General features: G+C 70.0%; 17 protein-coding genes and 1 pseudogene. 4 read left to right on the top strand and 14 right to left on the bottom strand.

Annotated features, from left to right (window positions below):
• The first annotated feature begins 4 nt into the window (after positions 1-4).
• The 4 genes from ACQ86M_RS18445 to ACQ86M_RS18430 are packed head-to-tail and all read left to right on the top strand — an operon-like array spanning position 5 to position 4549.
• Positions 5-964, top strand: a complete 960-nt coding sequence (locus ACQ86M_RS18445; RefSeq protein WP_431219950.1) for a carbohydrate ABC transporter permease — start codon at positions 5-7, stop codon at positions 962-964.
• A complete protein-coding gene (locus ACQ86M_RS18440; protein WP_431246499.1) occupies positions 961-1803 on the top strand; it encodes a carbohydrate ABC transporter permease in 843 nt (280 codons plus the stop codon). Before ACQ86M_RS18445 ends, ACQ86M_RS18440 begins: the two co-directional genes overlap by 4 nt.
• Positions 1800-2681, top strand: a complete 882-nt coding sequence (locus tag ACQ86M_RS18435) for a ribokinase (RefSeq protein WP_431246498.1) — start codon at positions 1800-1802, stop codon at positions 2679-2681. The genes ACQ86M_RS18440 and ACQ86M_RS18435 overlap by 4 nt, the downstream gene beginning before the upstream one ends.
• Positions 2682-2713: 32 nt before the next feature.
• Positions 2714-4549, top strand: a complete 1836-nt coding sequence (locus ACQ86M_RS18430) for a choice-of-anchor Q domain-containing protein (protein WP_431246497.1) — start codon at positions 2714-2716, stop codon at positions 4547-4549.
• Positions 4550-4656: 107 nt separating this feature from the next.
• Here ACQ86M_RS18430 and cysK read toward each other — a convergent pair whose 3' ends face one another.
• The 14 genes and pseudogenes from cysK to ACQ86M_RS18360 all read right to left on the bottom strand — a co-directional run bounded on the left by cysK (position 4657) and on the right by ACQ86M_RS18360 (position 16933).
• Positions 4657-5595 carry a cysteine synthase A gene (cysK, locus tag ACQ86M_RS18425; RefSeq protein WP_431246496.1) on the bottom strand — a complete coding sequence of 313 codons (939 nt, stop codon included), beginning with the start codon at positions 5593-5595 and terminating at the stop codon, positions 4657-4659.
• Positions 5564-6052, bottom strand: a complete 489-nt coding sequence (gene panD / locus ACQ86M_RS18420) for an aspartate 1-decarboxylase (RefSeq protein WP_431246495.1) — start codon at positions 6050-6052, stop codon at positions 5564-5566. The genes cysK and panD overlap by 32 nt, the downstream gene beginning before the upstream one ends.
• A 13-nt stretch (positions 6053-6065) precedes the next feature.
• On the bottom strand, positions 6066-7001 hold the full coding sequence (locus ACQ86M_RS18415; RefSeq protein WP_431246494.1) for an NAD(P)/FAD-dependent oxidoreductase: 936 nt from the start codon (positions 6999-7001) through the stop codon (positions 6066-6068).
• Positions 6994-7323 (bottom strand): ferredoxin, encoded by a 330-nt coding sequence (fdxA, locus tag ACQ86M_RS18410; RefSeq protein ID WP_431246493.1) that lies wholly within the window; start codon positions 7321-7323, stop codon positions 6994-6996. The genes ACQ86M_RS18415 and fdxA overlap by 8 nt, the downstream gene beginning before the upstream one ends.
• On the bottom strand, positions 7320-8708 hold the full coding sequence (locus ACQ86M_RS18405) for an FAD-dependent oxidoreductase (protein WP_431246492.1): 1389 nt from the start codon (positions 8706-8708) through the stop codon (positions 7320-7322). The genes fdxA and ACQ86M_RS18405 overlap by 4 nt, the downstream gene beginning before the upstream one ends.
• Positions 8705-9481 carry a uroporphyrinogen-III C-methyltransferase gene (gene cobA, locus ACQ86M_RS18400; RefSeq protein ID WP_431246491.1) on the bottom strand — a complete coding sequence of 259 codons (777 nt, stop codon included), beginning with the start codon at positions 9479-9481 and terminating at the stop codon, positions 8705-8707. Before cobA ends, ACQ86M_RS18405 begins: the two co-directional genes overlap by 4 nt.
• On the bottom strand, positions 9478-10395 hold the full coding sequence (locus tag ACQ86M_RS18395; protein ID WP_431246490.1) for an ABC transporter permease: 918 nt from the start codon (positions 10393-10395) through the stop codon (positions 9478-9480). Before ACQ86M_RS18395 ends, cobA begins: the two co-directional genes overlap by 4 nt.
• Positions 10385-11137 carry an ABC transporter ATP-binding protein gene (locus ACQ86M_RS18390; RefSeq protein ID WP_431247918.1) on the bottom strand — a complete coding sequence of 251 codons (753 nt, stop codon included), beginning with the start codon at positions 11135-11137 and terminating at the stop codon, positions 10385-10387. Before ACQ86M_RS18390 ends, ACQ86M_RS18395 begins: the two co-directional genes overlap by 11 nt.
• Positions 11138-11452: 315 nt before the next feature.
• Positions 11453-11641: pseudogene (locus ACQ86M_RS18385) on the bottom strand (ABC transporter substrate-binding protein); the annotation flags it as partial.
• Positions 11638-12201, bottom strand: a complete 564-nt coding sequence (locus ACQ86M_RS18380) for an ABC transporter substrate-binding protein (RefSeq protein ID WP_431246489.1) — start codon at positions 12199-12201, stop codon at positions 11638-11640. The pseudogene ACQ86M_RS18385 and the gene ACQ86M_RS18380, both read right to left, overlap by 4 nt.
• A gap of 10 nt (positions 12202-12211) precedes the next feature.
• Positions 12212-13555, bottom strand: a complete 1344-nt coding sequence (locus tag ACQ86M_RS18375) for a sulfate adenylyltransferase subunit 1 (RefSeq protein ID WP_431246488.1) — start codon at positions 13553-13555, stop codon at positions 12212-12214.
• A complete protein-coding gene (gene cysD, locus ACQ86M_RS18370; RefSeq protein ID WP_431219938.1) occupies positions 13555-14484 on the bottom strand; it encodes a sulfate adenylyltransferase subunit CysD in 930 nt (309 codons plus the stop codon). The genes ACQ86M_RS18375 and cysD overlap by 1 nt, the downstream gene beginning before the upstream one ends.
• Positions 14481-15221: a phosphoadenylyl-sulfate reductase gene (locus tag ACQ86M_RS18365; RefSeq protein WP_431246487.1), complete on the bottom strand. Its 741-nt coding sequence runs from the start codon at positions 15219-15221 to the stop codon at positions 14481-14483. The genes cysD and ACQ86M_RS18365 overlap by 4 nt, the downstream gene beginning before the upstream one ends.
• Positions 15218-16933, bottom strand: a complete 1716-nt coding sequence (locus ACQ86M_RS18360) for a nitrite/sulfite reductase (protein WP_431246486.1) — start codon at positions 16931-16933, stop codon at positions 15218-15220. Before ACQ86M_RS18360 ends, ACQ86M_RS18365 begins: the two co-directional genes overlap by 4 nt.
• Positions 16934-17074 lie beyond the last annotated feature (141 nt).

The raw sequence follows: 17074 nt of genomic DNA, 5'->3' as shown, positions 1-17074 counted from the left end.
CACCATGACCTCGGTAACCCAGCTCGACCGATCCGAACGGGTGACGATCGCCGCCGCGGCTCCCGCCCGCGCGAAGAACCGGCGGCGCGGCACGCGACGCCGCGATCTCATCGCGGCAGCCTGCTTCCTCCTCCCGACGATCCTGCTGATCCTCCTCCTGCGAATCTGGCCGACGATCACCGCCGTCGTGAACTCCACGCGAAGCGGCCTGCCGGGCAGTCTCGCCGAACCCGAGTTCGTCGGCTTCGACGTCTTCGCCAAGATGTTCGCCAGCCCGGCGTTCTGGAACAGCATCACCCAGACTCTGATCTTCAACGTCATCGTCAACCCGCTGCAGATCCTGCTGGCGCTGCTGCTGGCTGTGCTCCTCACCCAGAACCTCCCCGGCCGCGGTCTGTGGCGCACCCTGATCTTCCTGCCCGCCGCAGTGCCTCTCGCCGGCTCCACCATCGTCTGGGGGATCGCCCTGCGGCCCGATGGACCGGTCAACGGATTCCTCGCGCTCTTTGGGCTGCCCGCGCAGCCCTGGTTCACCAGCCCCGACCAGGTCATGCTCTCGATCATCGTGCTGGCCAGCTGGATCGGCATCGGCTATTGGATGATGTTCCTGATCGCGGGTCTGAACGACATCCCGCCGGTCTACTACGAAGCAGCCAGGATTGACGGCGCGGGACCGTTGCGCACGTTCTTCTCCGTGACCCTACCGATGCTGAAGCGTCCGCTCCTGTTCGTGCTGGTCGCGGACACCGTCTCCAACTTCGTCCTCTTCGCACCGGTGCAGATCCTCACGCGGGGTGGTCCCGAGGGCAAGAGCAACTTCCTGATGTACGACATCTACCACCGCAGCTTCGAGCTCAGCGACCCGTATCAGGCTTCCGCGCAACTGGTCGTCCTGCTCATCCTCATGATCGCGATCGTGGCCGTCCAATTCCGGCTGCTCGGGAACGGAGCCACCGACGAATGAACACCCGACCCCGCCTCCTGTCCCGGAGCATCCTCACCGCCCTGGCCGTCCTCATCTCCCTCGCATTCCTGGTCCCCGTCCTCTGGCTGCTCGCCAGCACATTCCGGTCCGCGACCGAGACCTTCGCCTCGAGCTCCCCACTGACCTGGCACGTCCTCTGGCCGCAGGAATGGACCCTCGAGAACGTGCGCTCTGCGGTCGACAGCGGGTTCCTCACCGCTCTGGGCAACAGCCTGGTCGTCGCAGCCGGGACCGTCGTCGTCGGACTCGTCATCAGCTCAGCCGCCGCGTTCGCGCTGGCCGTCATACCATTCCGCGGGCGCGGGGCCGTCTTCACGATCGTCGTGCTCAGTTTCCTGATCCCGTTCGAGGCCATCGCCATCCCCCTCTCACGGGCCTTCTCCGACTGGGGGCTCGCGAACACACTGCTCGCGCTGATCCTTCCGGGTCTGGGCAACGGCCTCGCCGTGTTCACCCTGCGCCAGTTCTTCCTCGGCATCCCGCTCTCCCTGTCCGAGGCCGCCCATCTGGACGGAGCGAACTGGTTCCGGATCTATTGGTCCATCTATCTCCCGCTCACCCGCCCTGCCCTCATCGGCGCCGGGCTGATCCTGTTCCTCTTCCAGTGGCAGGCGTACCTTTGGCCGATCCTCATCACCTCCACCGACGCGATGGACCTCGCGCCGGTCGCGATCGCCAAGTCGTTCGGCGCGTTCTCCACCGACTACGGCCGAGTCTTCGCCGAGACCGCGATCCTCGCAGTCATCCCCGCCGTGATCCTCCTTGCGCTGCAGCGCTACTTCGTCACCTCCGTGGCCAGCACCGGGAGCAAGGAGTGAACGCCCTCTCCGCCGACGCCGGCCCGTCGGTGGCGGTGGTGGGATCCGTGAACCTGGATGTCGTCATCACCGCCGACCGGCGACCGGGAGCCGGCGAGACCGTCTCCGGGAGCGGCGTGCAGGACGTCATCGGCGGCAAAGGCGCCAACCAGGCCATCGCCGCAGCCGCCGACGCTCCGACCGTCCTCGTGGCCTCCATCGGCGTCGACTCCGCCGGACGGACCGCTCGCGCCCAACTCGAAGGCGCCGGCGTGATCGCCGACGAGCTGCGCAGCGCACCGATTCCGACCGGGCGCGCCTACATCACCCTCACCAGCGACGGCGAGAACAGCATCATCGTCATCCCGATGGCCAACCGAGACCTGACGCCGGAGCACGTGCGCGCAGCGCTGAACCGGGTAGAGCCCGCCGTCGTTCTCTGCCAGCTGGAGGTCCCGCTCGACGCCGTTGAGGAGGCTGCAACGTGGTGCGAGACCACAGGAGGCCGTTTCCTCCTCAACCCCAGCCCCATGATCGGGTTGGGCCCACGCCTCCTCGCACTCGCGGACCCGCTGATCGTCAACCGGCATGAAGCCGCCACCATCTGCGACGACGACACCGCGGCTCCGCGAGACCTCGCCCGACGACTCGCGTTGATCTGCCGGTCGGTCGTTGTGACCGACGGCGGTACCGGTGCCTACGTCGCTCTCGGCGACCAGCTCGAACTGGTACCTGCGCCGCGTGTCACGGTCGTGGACACCACCGGTGCCGGCGACGCGTTCGCCGGCACGCTCGCAGCGCGACTGGCGCATGGCGACACCCTCCGACGCGCTACGGAACACGCGGTCGCCACCGCTTCCCGGGTCGTCCAGCTGGCGCGATCCGAGCGTTGGACATAGAGCCAGCGATCCCTCCCTGCGAAGGAGCAGAAATGAAAGTGATCCGATCTGCCGCCGTGATCGTCGCCCTGGCGATACCGGCCACCGCATTGGCCATGTCCGTGCCCGCGACCGCCGACGCGCTCTCCCCCGCCACCGGTGCACGTCCCTCGAGCTCCGGCACCCCGACCGCCGGCCCTGGAGGGACGGTCTACTACGTGGACTCCACATCCGGAAACGACGCCAACTCGGGCGCGTCCACCGGGTCCGCCTGGAAGACGCTCGCCAAAGTCACATCTCACACCTTCAGCCCCGGCGACGTTGTGGCGTTCGACCGCGGCGAGACCTTTGCCGGCGCCGCTACGATCTCCGGCGGCGGGACCAGCACGAACCCGGTCACCATCACCGCCTACGGCACGGGTGCGCAGCCCGTGCTGACCAATCCCGGCGCATGGAACATGCTACTCATCGATTCCCCGTACGTCGCAGTCAAAGATCTCGCCTTCACCAACGGTGCCGTCTTCGACAACTCCGACGGGCTCGGCATCACCGGTGCCAAGTACGAGAGGAGCGGCGCGGTCGCCATCACCGGCAATGGAACCGGTGCATTAGTGCAGGACAGCACCTTCAGCGATGTGGGCGTCGGGGTGAAGACCTATGGTGCGAACTCCAAGGTCCTCCACAACACCTTCCACGACCTGCGCATCGCCTACCGCGGCCTCGACTCCGGAAGCCAGACATCATACGGCGCCCTCGGCATCTCCATCGACAACAGCGGAGTAGAAGTCGGTTACAACGACTTCATCAACTGCCGCTCCACCGACAGTCCCTACGGTGCCGATGGAGGTGCAGTAGAGATCGAAGGCTTCACCTACACCAAGGACAACATCACCATCCACCACAACTACTCACGGGGATCGCAAGGCTTCCTCGAGGTGACGGAGACCACCACCTCCAACGTCGCCGTCAACGAGAACGTGAGTGACGATTATCAGCAGTTCATCGCCTGGGACACCACCACGACGCCGAACAACTACCTGGCACAGAACAACACCATCATCCGCTCGTCCGATTCAGCGAAGCTTTTCGACCAGTACTACTACCGAGTCAGCGGACCGTCGCCCAGCTCGAGCTGGATAACGATCCAGAACAACATCTTCCAGACCTCGGGGGCATTCAGCTTCTACAACTTCCCGCACGACCACAACCTGTTCAGCCCGACCGTATCCCTCGGCTATGCGCTCGGATCCGGGGATATCATCGCCGCCCCGGCGTACGTCAACGCCGCCAACCGTGACTACCGCCCCGTGCAGACGAGCCCTGCTGCGGACAACGGGACCACGCCGACTTCGACGACTGACCTCGCTGGCAACCCAGTGGGGGCGGGCCTCGGAGCGGACATCGGCGCGTTCGAGCTGCAGACTTCGCCGTCCTCCACCGGCACCACCCTCGTCAGCGACGGCGGATTCGAGTCACAGACGGCGATCGCCTTCGCCACCGCCCCGTGGTGGAGCGAAGGAAGCCTCTCGTACGGAGTCGACATCAATGCCGGGAAAGCCCACTCCGGGCAGGACAACGGCTGGATCGCGACCTCGGGAACCGGCTGGGGCGCGCTCAGGCAGACCGTCGCTGTCACCGCCAACACCAACTACCGCTTCACGGTGTGGGTCCGAAGCTCCAGCAACGTCAACAACGCGTGGCTCGGGGCGAAAACGACCGGCGGTGCTGTGCTCGGTGAGCTGCGGCATGGCCAAGCCGGCGGATACACCCGCTACGTCGTGACTTTCAACAGCGGATCCAATACCTCCGTCAATCTCCACGTCGGACTGTATGGAGCAGGGGCTGGAACCTGGGAACAGATCGACGACGCCTGGCTCCAGCAGCTATGAACTCGCGGGTGGGCCGGTTAGGAATCACCCGGCCCACCCGTCAAGCTGCTGCTGGAGTCAGCCGTGTCCGATTCGCTCCGGAAACCAAAGAACGATGGGCACTCCGCTCAGTCCAGCAGGTCCGCCCACAGCGGGGTGGAGATGTAGCGTTCGCCGGTGTCGCAGACGATCGCGACGATGGTTTTGCCCGCGTTCTCCGGACGCTTCGCCACCTGCAGCGCCGCCCAGATGATCGCACCCGACGAGATGCCCGCCAGGATGCCCTCCTCGCTGGCCAGCTCCTTCGCCACCTGCAGCGCATCCTCGAACGACACATCCACCACCTCGTCGTACACCGTGGTGTCCAGGATCTCGGGCACGAAGTTCGCACCGATGCCCTGGATCTTGTGCGGACCAGGCTTGCCCCCGTTCAGGATCGGCGAGTCCAGCGGCTCCACCGCCACCACCTTCACCCCGGGCTTGCGCTCCTTCAACACCTGCCCCACACCCGTGATCGTGCCACCGGTGCCGACACCCGCGAGGAAGATGTCCACCCCACCCGCGGTGTCCTCCCAGATCTCCTCCGCCGTCGTCGCCCGGTGGATCGCCGGGTTGGCCTCGTTCTCGAACTGCCGCGCCCAGATCGCGTTCTGGGTGCTCTCCACGATCCGCTGCGCCGTCTCCACCGCACCGCGCATCCCGTCCGGACCCGGCGTCAACTCCACCCGCGCACCGAACGCCCGCAGCAGCACCCGCCGCTCCTTGCTCGCCGTCTCCGGCATCGCCAGAATCACCTGGTAGCCGCGCGCCGCGCCCACCATCGCCAAGGCGATACCGGTGTTACCACTGGTCGCCTCCACGATCGTGCCACCCGGACGCAACGCCCCCGCCTTCTCCGCCGCGTCGATGATCGCCACGCCGATCCGGTCCTTCACACTGCCCGCCGGATTGTAGAACTCCAACTTCGCCAGCACCGTCGCATCCAGGCCCTCGGTGAGGCGGTTCAACCGCACCAACGGAGTGCGCCCGACGGCTTCAGTGACATTGGCGTAGATCTGTCCGGACATAGGGGGTCTCCTTGTTCTGTTTAGAGCGGTCGAGCCGCGGGCGATGGGCTGAGGGCGAAGGGGGCCGCAGGAGGTCATCGCGGCGGGAGTCCGACGGGTCGTCGCCGATGTGGATCGGCCGGTTGCCCGCGTCCACATGCACGACGGTCGGCACGAAGGCTCGCGCCTCCTGCTCGGTCAGCTGGGCGAAAGTCACGACGATGATGGTGTAGCCGACCCCGATGAGATGGGCGGCCGCGCCATTGACGCCGATGACTCCGCTGCCCCGTTCGCCGGGGATCAGGTAGGTCTCCAGGCGCGCCCCGGACGTCACGTCGAGGACGGCGACCTGCTCGCCGGGCAGCATGTGCGCGGCATCCATGAGGTCGAGGTCCATCGTGAGCGAGCCAACGTAGTGCAGGTCGGCGTGCGTGACCGTGGCCCGGTGCACCTTGGACTTCATCATCGTGAGCAGCATGACCGCTCTCCTCTCACGACCGGGACGCGGTGCGGACGCTGCCCCGCAGCTGCAGGTCCTCGACGATCGCCGCCGCCGTCCGTGCTCCGGCGCCCGCCGCGATGATCATCTGCTGTGGTCCGGGGGCGGTGATGTCGCCGGCGGCATAGAGCCCGCGGACGGACGTCCGTCCCTCCGGACTCGTCGCGAGGAAGCCGTCGACCGTGGCCTCCGGCTGAAGACCGCCGAGGAACCCGGTGGCCAGGTGCCACGCGGGACGGACGAAGCCCCCGTCGATCGGGATGGACCGGCCGTCCTTCATCAGGACGGAGCGGACTGCTCCTCGCTCGCCCTCGAGGTCGGCGATCGCCGCACGCTCGACCCGGATGCCGAGGCCGCCGAGGGTCGCTTCTTCGTCGGGGGTGACGACGGGAGCACCGTGCGTGAACACCGTGAGATGCGGGGTCCACCGGGCGAGGTGGACAGCACGCCGCGCCAGATCCTCGGTCTCGCCGATCAGCGCCAGCCGACCCCCGCGCAGGTCCCAGGCGTCGCATGCGACACAGCTGAAGACGCTCATCCCGTAGAACGAACGGATGCTCGGCAGGTCGGGAAGCGTCTCGGTCAGGCCGGTCGCGAGGAGCACCACGTCGGCGGCGAGGGTCGCGTTCTGCCCGGCAGCCCGGCCCGCGACCTCCACGAGGAACCCGTCGCCGTCGGCGCGTACCGAGGTGACGGACTGTCGCTCCCGATGCTCGACGTTCTCGTAGGCAGACAGCTCGGCCTTCGCGAGCGAGCGCAGCTCGGTCGGGCGGATGCCGTCGCGGGTGAGGAAGCCGTGCGAGCGGAGGGTGGCGGAGTTCCGTGGCCGGCTGGCGTCGACGAGCACGACGTCGACGAGGGCGCGCGCGAGGTTCAGCGTGGCCGACAGCCCGGCGGGGCCGCCGCCGATGACGACGACGTCAGGCATGCGCGACCTCCTGCGGGGGCAGCGCGGCGATCAGCGGATGGTCGAACGGCTGCGGCCCGACCTTGGACGCGCCGCCGGGGTTGCCGAGCTCGGAGAAGAACTCGACGTTGGCGGCGTGATAGTCGGCCCACTCCTCCGGCAGGTCGTCTTCGTAGTAGATGGCCTCGACAGGGCAGACCGGCTCGCACGCGCCGCAATCGACGCACTCGTCGACGTTGATGTAGAGGGAGCGCTCACCCTCGTAGATGCAGTCGACCGGACACTCGTCGATGCAGGCGCGGTCCTTCACATCCACGCAGGGCAGCGCGATCACGTAGGTCATCGGACGATCACCTCGCGGTTCGAGATCGCGACCTGCTCGTCGCGGGCGACGACCTTGATGCGCTCCCGCGCGACGTCGCCGACGAACGCCTCACCGAGCGCGCGCTCGTGGGCGTCCAGGGCGAGCCAGCCGTCCCACGTCGTGTACGCGACACCGCGGGACTCGAGGAACGCGAGCACCTCCTCCTCCCCCGGGCGCTCGGCGTCGGCGAGCGCGTCGTGATCCTCGAGCAGCTTCTCGATGGTCTCGCCGGCGTCGCCCTTCGTGTGGCCGATCAGGCCGACCGGGCCGCGCTTGATCCAGCCGGTCGCATAGAGGCCCACGACAGGTTCGCCGTCGTCCAGCACACGACCGCCGTCGTTCGGGATGACACCGGCGACGTCGTCGAAGGGCACGTCGCGCACCGGGGTGCCCCGGTAGCCGATCGCCCGGTAGACCGCCTGCACGTCGTAGTCGACGAACTCGCCCGTCCCGCGGATCCCGCCCTCACCGTCCGGCTCGGTGCGCTCGAAGCGGATGCCGGTGACGGCGTGCTCGCCCAGGAGCTCGACGGGCCGGTGCCAGAAGTGCAGGTGCAGGCGGCGCCGGGCGCCGGTGGACTCGCGGTCGCGCCAGGACTGCAGGATGCGCGCCATCACCTTGGCCTGGTTGCCCGCGGCACGCCGTTCACCGGTCGTGGCGTCGCCGCCGGAGCGATCGAAGTCCTCGTCGTACAGCACGATGTCGACCCCGGGCACCTCGCCCAGCTCGCGCAGCTCGATCGGGGTGAACTTGATGTCCTCCGGGCCGCGGCGGCCGAAGACGTGCACGTCCTCGACGGGCGACGCGAGCAGTCCGGCGTGGACGTTGTCCGGGATGTCCGTGGTGAGCAGGTCGGCCGGGTGCTTCGCGAGCACGCGGGCGACGTCCAGTGCGACGTTGCCGTTGCCGAGCACCGCCAGCTGTGTCGCGTCGAGCGGCCAGTGACGCGGCACGTCGGGGTGGCCGTCGTACCAGGAGACGAAGTCGGCGGCGCCGAAGCTGCCCGCCAGGTCGAGGCCGGGGAGGTCGACGACGGCATCGCGCTGGGCGCCGGTCGCGAAGATCACGGCGTGATAGAGCGACTGGAGTTCGTCCACGGTGATGTCGGCTCCGACCTCCACGTTGCCGATCAGGCGAACGGAGCCGTCGGCGAGCATGTCGTGAAGGGAAGTCACGATGCCCTTGATCCGCGGGTGGTCGGGGGCGACGCCGTAGCGGATGAGCCCGTACGGAGCCGGCAGCGACTCGAACAGGTCGATGCGGACGTCGATGCCGGCCTCGGCGGCGCGGGTGCGCAGGATGTTGCCGGCGTAGATTCCGGCGGGTCCGGCGCCGACGACGGCCACGCGGAACGGTCGGGTCATTGGGGTGCCTCTCTGTACGGTGCGGAGCGGTGCTGTGCTGCAGGGGTGGGGAGGAGATCGGGGTCGGCCAGTCGCGCGACATCTCCCACGACGATCACGGCGGGCGAGCGCACGCCGCGTGCGGCGGCCTCGGCGGCGATGGTGCCGAGCGTGCCGATGGTGACGCGCTGGCCGTCGCCGTAGCCGTCCTCGACGATCGCGACCGGGCAGTCCGCGCCACGGCGGCCCGCTGCGAGGGACGCGGCGGTGGCGGCGAGCCCCGAGACGCCCATCAGCAGGACGACCGTGTGCTCGGCGCCGCCGGGCACCTCGTCGATGTCGGTGTGCGCGGACAGCACAGTGAACCCGGCGGCGACGCCTCGGTGGGTGACCGGGATGCCGGCGATCGACGGAACGGCGATGGCGCTGGTCACGCCGGGCACCACCTCCACCGGGATGCCGGCCGCGCGGCAGTACTCGGCCTCCTCGCCGCCTCGGCCGAAGACGAACGGGTCGCCACCCTTGAGCCGGACGACGCGCTTGCCCGCACGGGCGTGCTCGACCAGCAGCTCGTTGATCCGCGACTGCGGAACGGGGTGATGGTGCGGCTGCTTGCCGACATCGATGACCTCGGTGTCGGGGCCGAGGTCGTCGAGCAGGGCCCGCGGGCCGAGCCGGTCGGCGATCACGACGTCGGCCGCCGTGAGCAGCTGGCGTCCGCGGACGGTGATCAGATCGGGATGGCCGGGGCCGCCGCCCACGAGGGCGACGGAGCCGAGCGCTTGGATGCTCATCGGTTCGCTCCTGTCAGTCCCCGGCGGCGCAGCAGCAGGCGCTCCACCGGTGCGAAGAGGGCCAGCTCGATGGCGATCCCGACGACGAGGATCGTCAGGATGGTCGCAAGCACCGAGGGCATATCCGCCAGCTCCCGGCTCTGTTCGAGCATCGTCCCGAGCCCGAAGCCCAGGGAGCCGGCGATGATCTCGGCGGCCATCAGCGACCGCCAGGCGAACGCCCAGCCCTGGCGGAGCCCGGCGACGTATCCCGGCAGGGCGGCCGGGAAGAGGATGCGGGTCTGCTGCTGGCGGCGGTTGGCGCCGAGAACGACGCCGACCCGGCGCAGCTGCGGCGGCACCTGGTCGATGCCGGCGAGCAGGCCGTTGACGATCGAGGGCACCGCGCCGAGCAGGACGACGAAGTACACGGCCGCGTCGGTCAGGCCGAACCAGAGGATCGCGGCCGGCACCCATGCCACCGAGGGCAGCACCTGGAGGCCGGAGAGGATCGGGCCGACCGCGCGCCGCAGCCAGCGAACCTCGGCCAGCAGCAGGCCGAGCGGGGTGGCGATCAGGATGGCCAGCAGGAAGCCGAGTCCCCCGCGGCCGAGGCTCGTGCCGATGGCGGTCGCCAGGTGCCCGGCACCCGCAGCGCTGCCGAGCGCGGCGAGGACGTCCGCAGGGCCGGGGTAGAGGTCGGGCCGCGGATGGGCGATCAGCGTGTAGAGCTGCCACGCGATGAGGGCCGCGAGCACGAAGGCCACGGGCGGGATCACGGCCTTGGCGATGCGGCGCCCGTGGCGCGGGCCGGCGTCGCTCGGGGTCTGGAGGGAGTCCAGTCCGGCCTCCAGCGCGTGCAGTTCGGACGTCTCGCCCGGCGCGCGAACCCGCGCCGTGCCGAGGGTCGGGATGACGGTGGCTTCAGGCGGCATTGCGGATCAACTCCTCTCGCAGCCGGCGGGTGATCTCGTCGTCCAGGCGGGCGGCCTCCACCGGGTCGGCACCGGCGCGGACGTCCGCAGGGACCTCCCACTCGGCGGCGACGCGGCCGGGACGCGAGCGGAGCAGCACGATCCGCTGGCCGAGACGGAGCGCCTCGCGGACGTTGTGCGTGACGAAGAGGATGGTGCGGCCGGTCTGCCGCCAGATCCGCTCCAGCTCGACGTGCAGGAGGTCGCGCGTGATGGCGTCGACGGCCGCGAACGGCTCGTCCATGAGCAGCACATGCCGATCCTGGGCGAGCGCGCGCGCGAGGGCGACGCGCTGACGCATCCCGCCGGAGAGCTCGTGGGGCCGGCGGCCGGCGGCGTGGACGAGCGAGACCAGCTCGAGGAGCTGGTCGACGCGGTCGCGCCGCGCGCCCCGCGGGGAACCGCCGAGTTCCAGGGCGAGCTCGACGTTGCGCCGGGCGGTCAGCCAGGGCAGCAGAGCCGCGTCCTGGAACATCATCGCGACCGGTCCGCTGGGTACCGCGATCTCCCCGGCGGTGGGCTGCTCCAGCCCCGCGATCAGGTTCAGGATGGTCGACTTGCCGCACCCGGAGGCGCCGAGCAGGCAGACGAACTCGCCGTCGCGGACCCGGAGGTCGACCCGGTCGAGCACGACGGGGGCGTGGGCGCCGAAGCGCTTGCTCACTCCCGCCAGCGTGACGGCGGTGCGGTCGATATCGCTCATGGCGCTACCCCAGACCGCCGGACGAGACCGCCGGACGGCCCCGGCCCCGCGGACCGCGTTCAACGCCGTCAGGTCGAACAAGCCCGTCAGCGACCCCTTCGTCCCGAGCCCGACCGACGTGGCGTGCTGGACGAGCGTGGGGAAGGCGGCCGCATCCGGGTCGGTGTCGAAGGCGACGTGCTCGAGCGCGCGGGCGAGCACCTCGTCGGACAGCGTCTTGCCGGTGTCGGCCTTCAGCTGTGCGTTGATGTCGGCGGCGGCCGTGGCGCGATCCGCGAGGGCCGCGACCGCGTCGGCGTTGCCCTGCACGAGCGCCTTCACCGTCTGCGGGTGCGCCGCGAGGAAGGATGCGGAGACCGCCAGCACCGTCGTCGGGAATCTGCCGCCCGGCCACAGGGACGCCTCGTCCACGAGGACCTTGGCGTCGCCGTCGACCACGAACCGGGACACCCACGGCTCCGGTACCCAGGCCCCGTCGATCTTGCCGCCCTGGAACGCGGTCAGCGCCTGGGCGTTGTCGGTCGGGGCGATGGTGAGGTCTCCCCGCCGGTGGTGGAGGTGCGCAGGCCCTTCTTGCTCAGCCAGTAGCGCAGCGCCACATCCTGGGTGTTGCCGAGCTGCGGCGTCGCGATTGTCTTCCCTTTCAGCTGGCCGGCGGACGCGATGTCGCGCTTCACGACCAGGGCCGCACCGCCGACGGCGACGCCGGAGACGATCTTCAGCGACTGGCCGGCGCTCTTGAGGTAGGAGTTGATCGCGGGGCTGGGGCCGATGTAGGCGGCGTCGATCGCCCCGGCGCTGAGCGCCTCCACCTCGGCGGGGCCCGCGCTGAACCGGGTGGTCTTCAGCGCCGTCGTGCCGAGCGCCTTCTGCAGCAGCCCGCGGTGGATGCCGACGAGCGCCGGCGCGTGAGTGACATTGTCGAAGTAGCCGACCCGGACGGCCGACGCAGGGCTGCCTGCGCCGGACGGGGTGCTCGCCGCGGTGCCGGCGGCGCAGCCGGTGAGCGCGGCGGTCGCGGCGGCGAGCACGAGGACGGCCGTGGTGCGGAGCGTGATGCGCACGGGAAGCCTTTCAGGAGACGATGCCGGCGGCGAGGGTCGCGCCGGACTGCGGGTCGATGAGCAGGAAGGCTCCGGTCTGCCGGTTGACCGCGTACGGTTCGACGGGCAGGGCCTCCGCGAGCTGCAGGGTGACGTGGCCGATGTCGTTGACCTCGAGCGCGTCGGCCGGCACCACGTGGAGCGTGCTGAGGTCGCGACGGCCCTCGATCGCGCTGAGCCGGGCCTGCACGGTGGCTGTCCCCCACTTGAGCAGGAGCCGTGCGCCCGGGATGCCACGTGCGGCGTCCAGCCAGAACACCTCGGCGGTCAGGGCGGGTCGCGGCTCGGGCAGTGTGCCGGCCGCGCCGATCAGGGCGCCGCGGGCCAGGTCGAGATCGTCGGCGAGGCTGACCGCGACGGATTCCGGTGCGACCGCCGACGTCACGCTGCGGCCGGCGACGTCGATGCGGGTCACGACCGAGGTCGCGCCGCCGGGGTGGACGCTGACGCGGTCGCCGACCCGGACGGTGCCGGAGGCGAGACGTCCGGCCGCGGAGCGGTAGTCGCGGTACTCGGTGGCGTCCAGCCCCGGGGCGAGCGCGCCCTGCGGCCGCAGCACGAGCTGGACCGGCAGCCGCAGCTCCTCCGTCGCGGCCTCGGCCTGGTCGGTGCCCGGCAGTGCCTCCAGCAGCTCGAGCAGCGCGGGACCGTCGTACCAGGGAGTGCGAGCCGAGCGCTCGGCGACGTTGTCGCCGTCGACCGCGCAGACGGGGATGACGTGGACGTCGCCGATGCCGAGCTCCGTCGTCACGGCGACCAGGTCGTCCGTCACCCGGTGCACCCGGTCGGCGTCGAAGCCGATCAGGTCGATCTTGTTGATCGCCACGATGACGTGCGGCACGCGCAGCAGGCTGATGACCGCCAGGTGACGACGGGTCTGCTCCAGCACTCCGTTGCGGGCGTCGACCAGCAGCACGACCGCGTCCGCCGTGGTGGCGCCGGTGACCATGTTGCGCGTGTACTGCACGTGCCCCGGGCAGTCGGCGAGGATGAAGGACCGCGCGTCGGTCGCGAAGTAGCGATAGGCGACGTCGATCGTGATGCCCTGCTCGCGCTCGGCGCGCAGGCCGTCGGTCAGCAGAGCGAGGTCGAGCCCGCCCGCCTCGCCGCCGAAGCCGCGCTCCCGGGAGGTGCGCTCGACCGCCGCGAGGTGGTCGGTGAGGATCGCCTTGGAGTCGTGCAGCAGCCGGCCGACGAGGGTGGACTTGCCGTCGTCCACCGAACCGGCGGTGGCGAAGCGGAACAGGGTGCCGCGGGTGGCCGGCGCGGTGAGAGCGGTGCCGGCCGCGCGGGTGTCGTCGTCGAGAAGAGTCATCAGAAGTATCCCTGCCGTTTCCGGTCTTCCATCGCGGCTTCCGAGATGCGGTCGTCCGCGCGCGTCGCACCGCGCTCGCTGAGGGTGGAGGCGGCGACCTCCCGCACCACGGCGGCCACGTCGTGTGCGTCGGATTCGACCGCGCCCGTGCAGCTCATGTCGCCGACGGTGCGGTAGCGCACCAGCCGGCGCTCGACTCTCTCGCCGCGGTCCGCGGGCGAGACGGGGCCGATCGCCCGCCACATGCCGTCGCGGGCGAACACGTCACGCTCGTGCGCGTAGTAGAGCGACGGAAGCTCGATGCCCTCGCGCTCGATGTAGCGCCACACGTCCAGCTCGGTCCAGTTGCTGATCGGGAACGCCCGCACGTGCTGACCCGGCGTGTGCCGGCCGTTGTACAGGCTCCACAGTTCCGGCCGCTGGTTGCGCGGATCCCACTGGCCGAACCCGTCCCGGAGCGAGAGGATGCGCTCCTTCGCCCGCGCCTTGTCCTCGTCGCGCCGGGCGCCGCCGAAGACCGCGTCGTGCCGCCCCGCCTCGATGGCGTCGAGCAGCGGAAGGGTCTGCAGGGGGTTCCGGGTGCCGTCGGCGCGCTCGGCGAGCCGGCCGTCGTCGATGTAGTCCTGCACCCGGGCGACGGCGAGGGGGATGCCGAAGCGCTCGGCGGTCGCGTCGCGGAAGTCGAGCACCTCCGGGAAGTTGTGGCCCGTGTCCACGTGCAGCAGCGAGAACGGGATGCGTGCGGGCCAGAACGCCTTCGCGGCCAGGTGGAGCACGACCACGGAGTCCTTGCCGCCGGAGAACAGCAGCACGGGCCGTTCGAACTCGGCGACGACCTCGCGGATGATGTGGATGGACTCGGCCTCCAGCTGGTCGATCAGATCGAGGGAGGCGCCGGTCGCCCGGTTCTGCGTCGCTGTATCGGTCATAGGTGCAACCCGCATTCGGTCTTGGCGAGCCCGGCCCAGCGGCCGGAGCGCGGGTCCTCACCCTCGGCTACCGGCTTCGTGCACGGTTCGCAGCCGATCGAGGGGTAACCCGAGGTCAGGAGCAGGTTCAGCGGCACGGCGTTGACGGTGGCGTAGTCGATGAGCTCGTCGAACGTCCAGGCGGCGAGCGGGTTGACCTTCACCAGGCCGTTCTTCTCGTCCCAGGCGATGACAGGCGTGGCGGCGCGCGTCGGCGCCTCCTCGCGGCGGACACCGGTGAACCACAGCTCGTACCCCGTGAGTGCGCGCTGCAACGGCTCGACCTTGCGGCGGGCGCAGCACAGGTTGGGGTCGCGGGCGAACAGCTCCGCACCGAATTCGGCGTCCTGCTCGGCGACGGTCTGCTTCGGCTTCACGTCGACGACACGCACGTCCAGGGCGCGGGCCACTTCGTCGCGGGTGACGTGGGTCTCCACGAAGTGGTACCCGGTGTCGAGGAAGAGCACGTCCACACCCGGCAGCGCCGTCGCGACGACATGCGGGAGGACGGCATCCGCCATCGAGCAGGCGACGGCCGTGTGCTCGACCGCGAAGTTGCCGGCCACCCAGCGGACGATCTGCTCTGCGGTCGCGTCCTCCAGCTCGCGGGCGCCGCGCTCGGCGAGCGCGCGCAGTTCGTCCACCGGCCGGAGCCCGGCGGGGCGGACGGGCAGGCTGCCCAGGTTGGTCGCGGTCACTGCAGTGCCTCCTCGTCTGCTCGGTGTGCCCACTCGGCGAATGTCTCCGTCTCGCTCCGCTCGGCGAGGAAGCGCTTCACGACCCGCTCCACGTAGTCGGCGATCCCGTCGGCGGTGACCTTCAGCCCGCGCACGGTCCGGCCGAGGCCGGCCTCGTCGCGGTCGCGGGAGGCGAGACCGCCGCCGAGGTGGACCTGGAAGCCGGGCACCTGGCCGCCGTTCCCGTCGGGGAGCAGCTGGCCCTTGAGGCCGATGTCGGCGGTCTGGATGCGCGCGCACGAGTTCGGGCAGCCGTTGACGTGGAGGCTGAGCGGCGCGGGCAGATCCAGTCCCGCGAGACGGTCCTCCAGCTGCTGGACGGCCGTGGTCGCGGTCACCTTGGTCTCGACGATCGCGAGCTTGCAGAACTCGATCCCGGTGCACGCGATGGTTCCGCGCCGGAACACGCTCGGCTTCGCGGTCAGCCCGAGGTCCTCGAGCTCGGCGACGGCCGCCTCGACGCGGTCCTCGGGGATGTCCAGGGCGAGGATCTTCTGGTGCGGGGTGGTCCGTAGCCGGGTCGAGCCGTGCCGCTCCAGGAGATCGGCGAGCCGCCCGAGGGTCGTGCCGGAGACGCGGCCGACGAACGGCGTGACGCCGATGAAGTAGCGGCCGTCCTTCTGCCGGTGGACGCCCACGTGGTCGCCCGCCGTCGTCGGCGCAGCCGGGGCCGGACCGTCGGCGAGCGGCGAGTCGAGGTATTCGGTCTCGAGCACCTCACGGAACTTCTCGACACCCCAGTCGGCGAGCAGGAACTTCAGGCGCGCCTTGTTGCGCAGCCGGCGGTAGCCGTAGTCGCGGAAGATCTGCACCACCCCGTGCCAGACCTCCGGCACCCGATCGGCCGGGACGAAGGCGCCGAGGCGCTCGGCGAGCCGCGGCGTGGTGGAGAGTCCACCGCCGACCCAGAGGTCGAAGCCGACGCCGAGCTCGGGATGCTCGACCACCACGAAGGAGACGTCGTTGATCTCGTGCACGACGTCCTGGCTCGGGTGCCCGCTGATCGCGGTCTTGAACTTGCGCGGCAGGTTCGCCAGCTCCGGGTCGCCGAGGAACCGGTCCGCGATCTCCTCGATCAGCGGAGTCGGGTCGATGAGCTCGTCCGCGGCGATGCCGGCGACCGGGGAGCCGAGGAAGACGCGGGGCACGTCGCCGCAGGCCTCCGTGGTGCTGAGGCCGACGGCCTCCAGCCGCCGCCAGATCTCCGGGACGTCCTCCACGCGGATCCAGTGCAGCTGGATGTTCTGCCGGTCGGTGAGGTCCGCGGTGTCGCGGCCGAACTCGGTCGAGATGCCCGCGATGGTGCGCAGCTGCGCGGTCGTGAGCTGACCGCCGTCGACTCGGACCCGCAGCATGAAGTACTCGTCCTCGAGCTCGTGGGGTTCGAGCGTCGCGGTCTTGCCGCCGTCGATGCCGGGCTTGCGCTGCGTGTATAGGCCCCACCAGCGGAAGCGGCCGTGGAGGTCGGTCGGGTCGATGGATGCGAAACCGCCGCGGGCGTAGACGCGCTCGATGCGTTCACGGACGGCCAAGCCGCCGTCTTCCTGCTTCCACGCCTCGTTGGGGTTGAGCGGCGTCTTTCCGTCGATCGCCCACTGCCCGTTCGGGCGCGCGTCCGACCGGCGCGGCCGAGACGCTGCCAGCGGTGCGCTGCGGTGTTCCGAGATCGTCACAGAAGTTCCCTCCTCCGCCGGAAGACGGATCGAGATGGGAACTTAGAGCGCATCAGAAACGCTGCGGAAGGGCGGCGGTAATAAATGGACTCACTACAGAAAGGATGTACGGCCCTTCAGGCATGCTGAGTGCCCGGCATC

This window comes from Leifsonia xyli subsp. cynodontis (assembly GCF_050632205.1).
Classification (GTDB): domain Bacteria; phylum Actinomycetota; class Actinomycetes; order Actinomycetales; family Microbacteriaceae; genus Leifsonia; species Leifsonia xyli_D.
The sequence above is the reverse complement of the archived record's forward strand: the minus strand, read 5'-3'. Positions and strand labels throughout refer to the sequence as shown.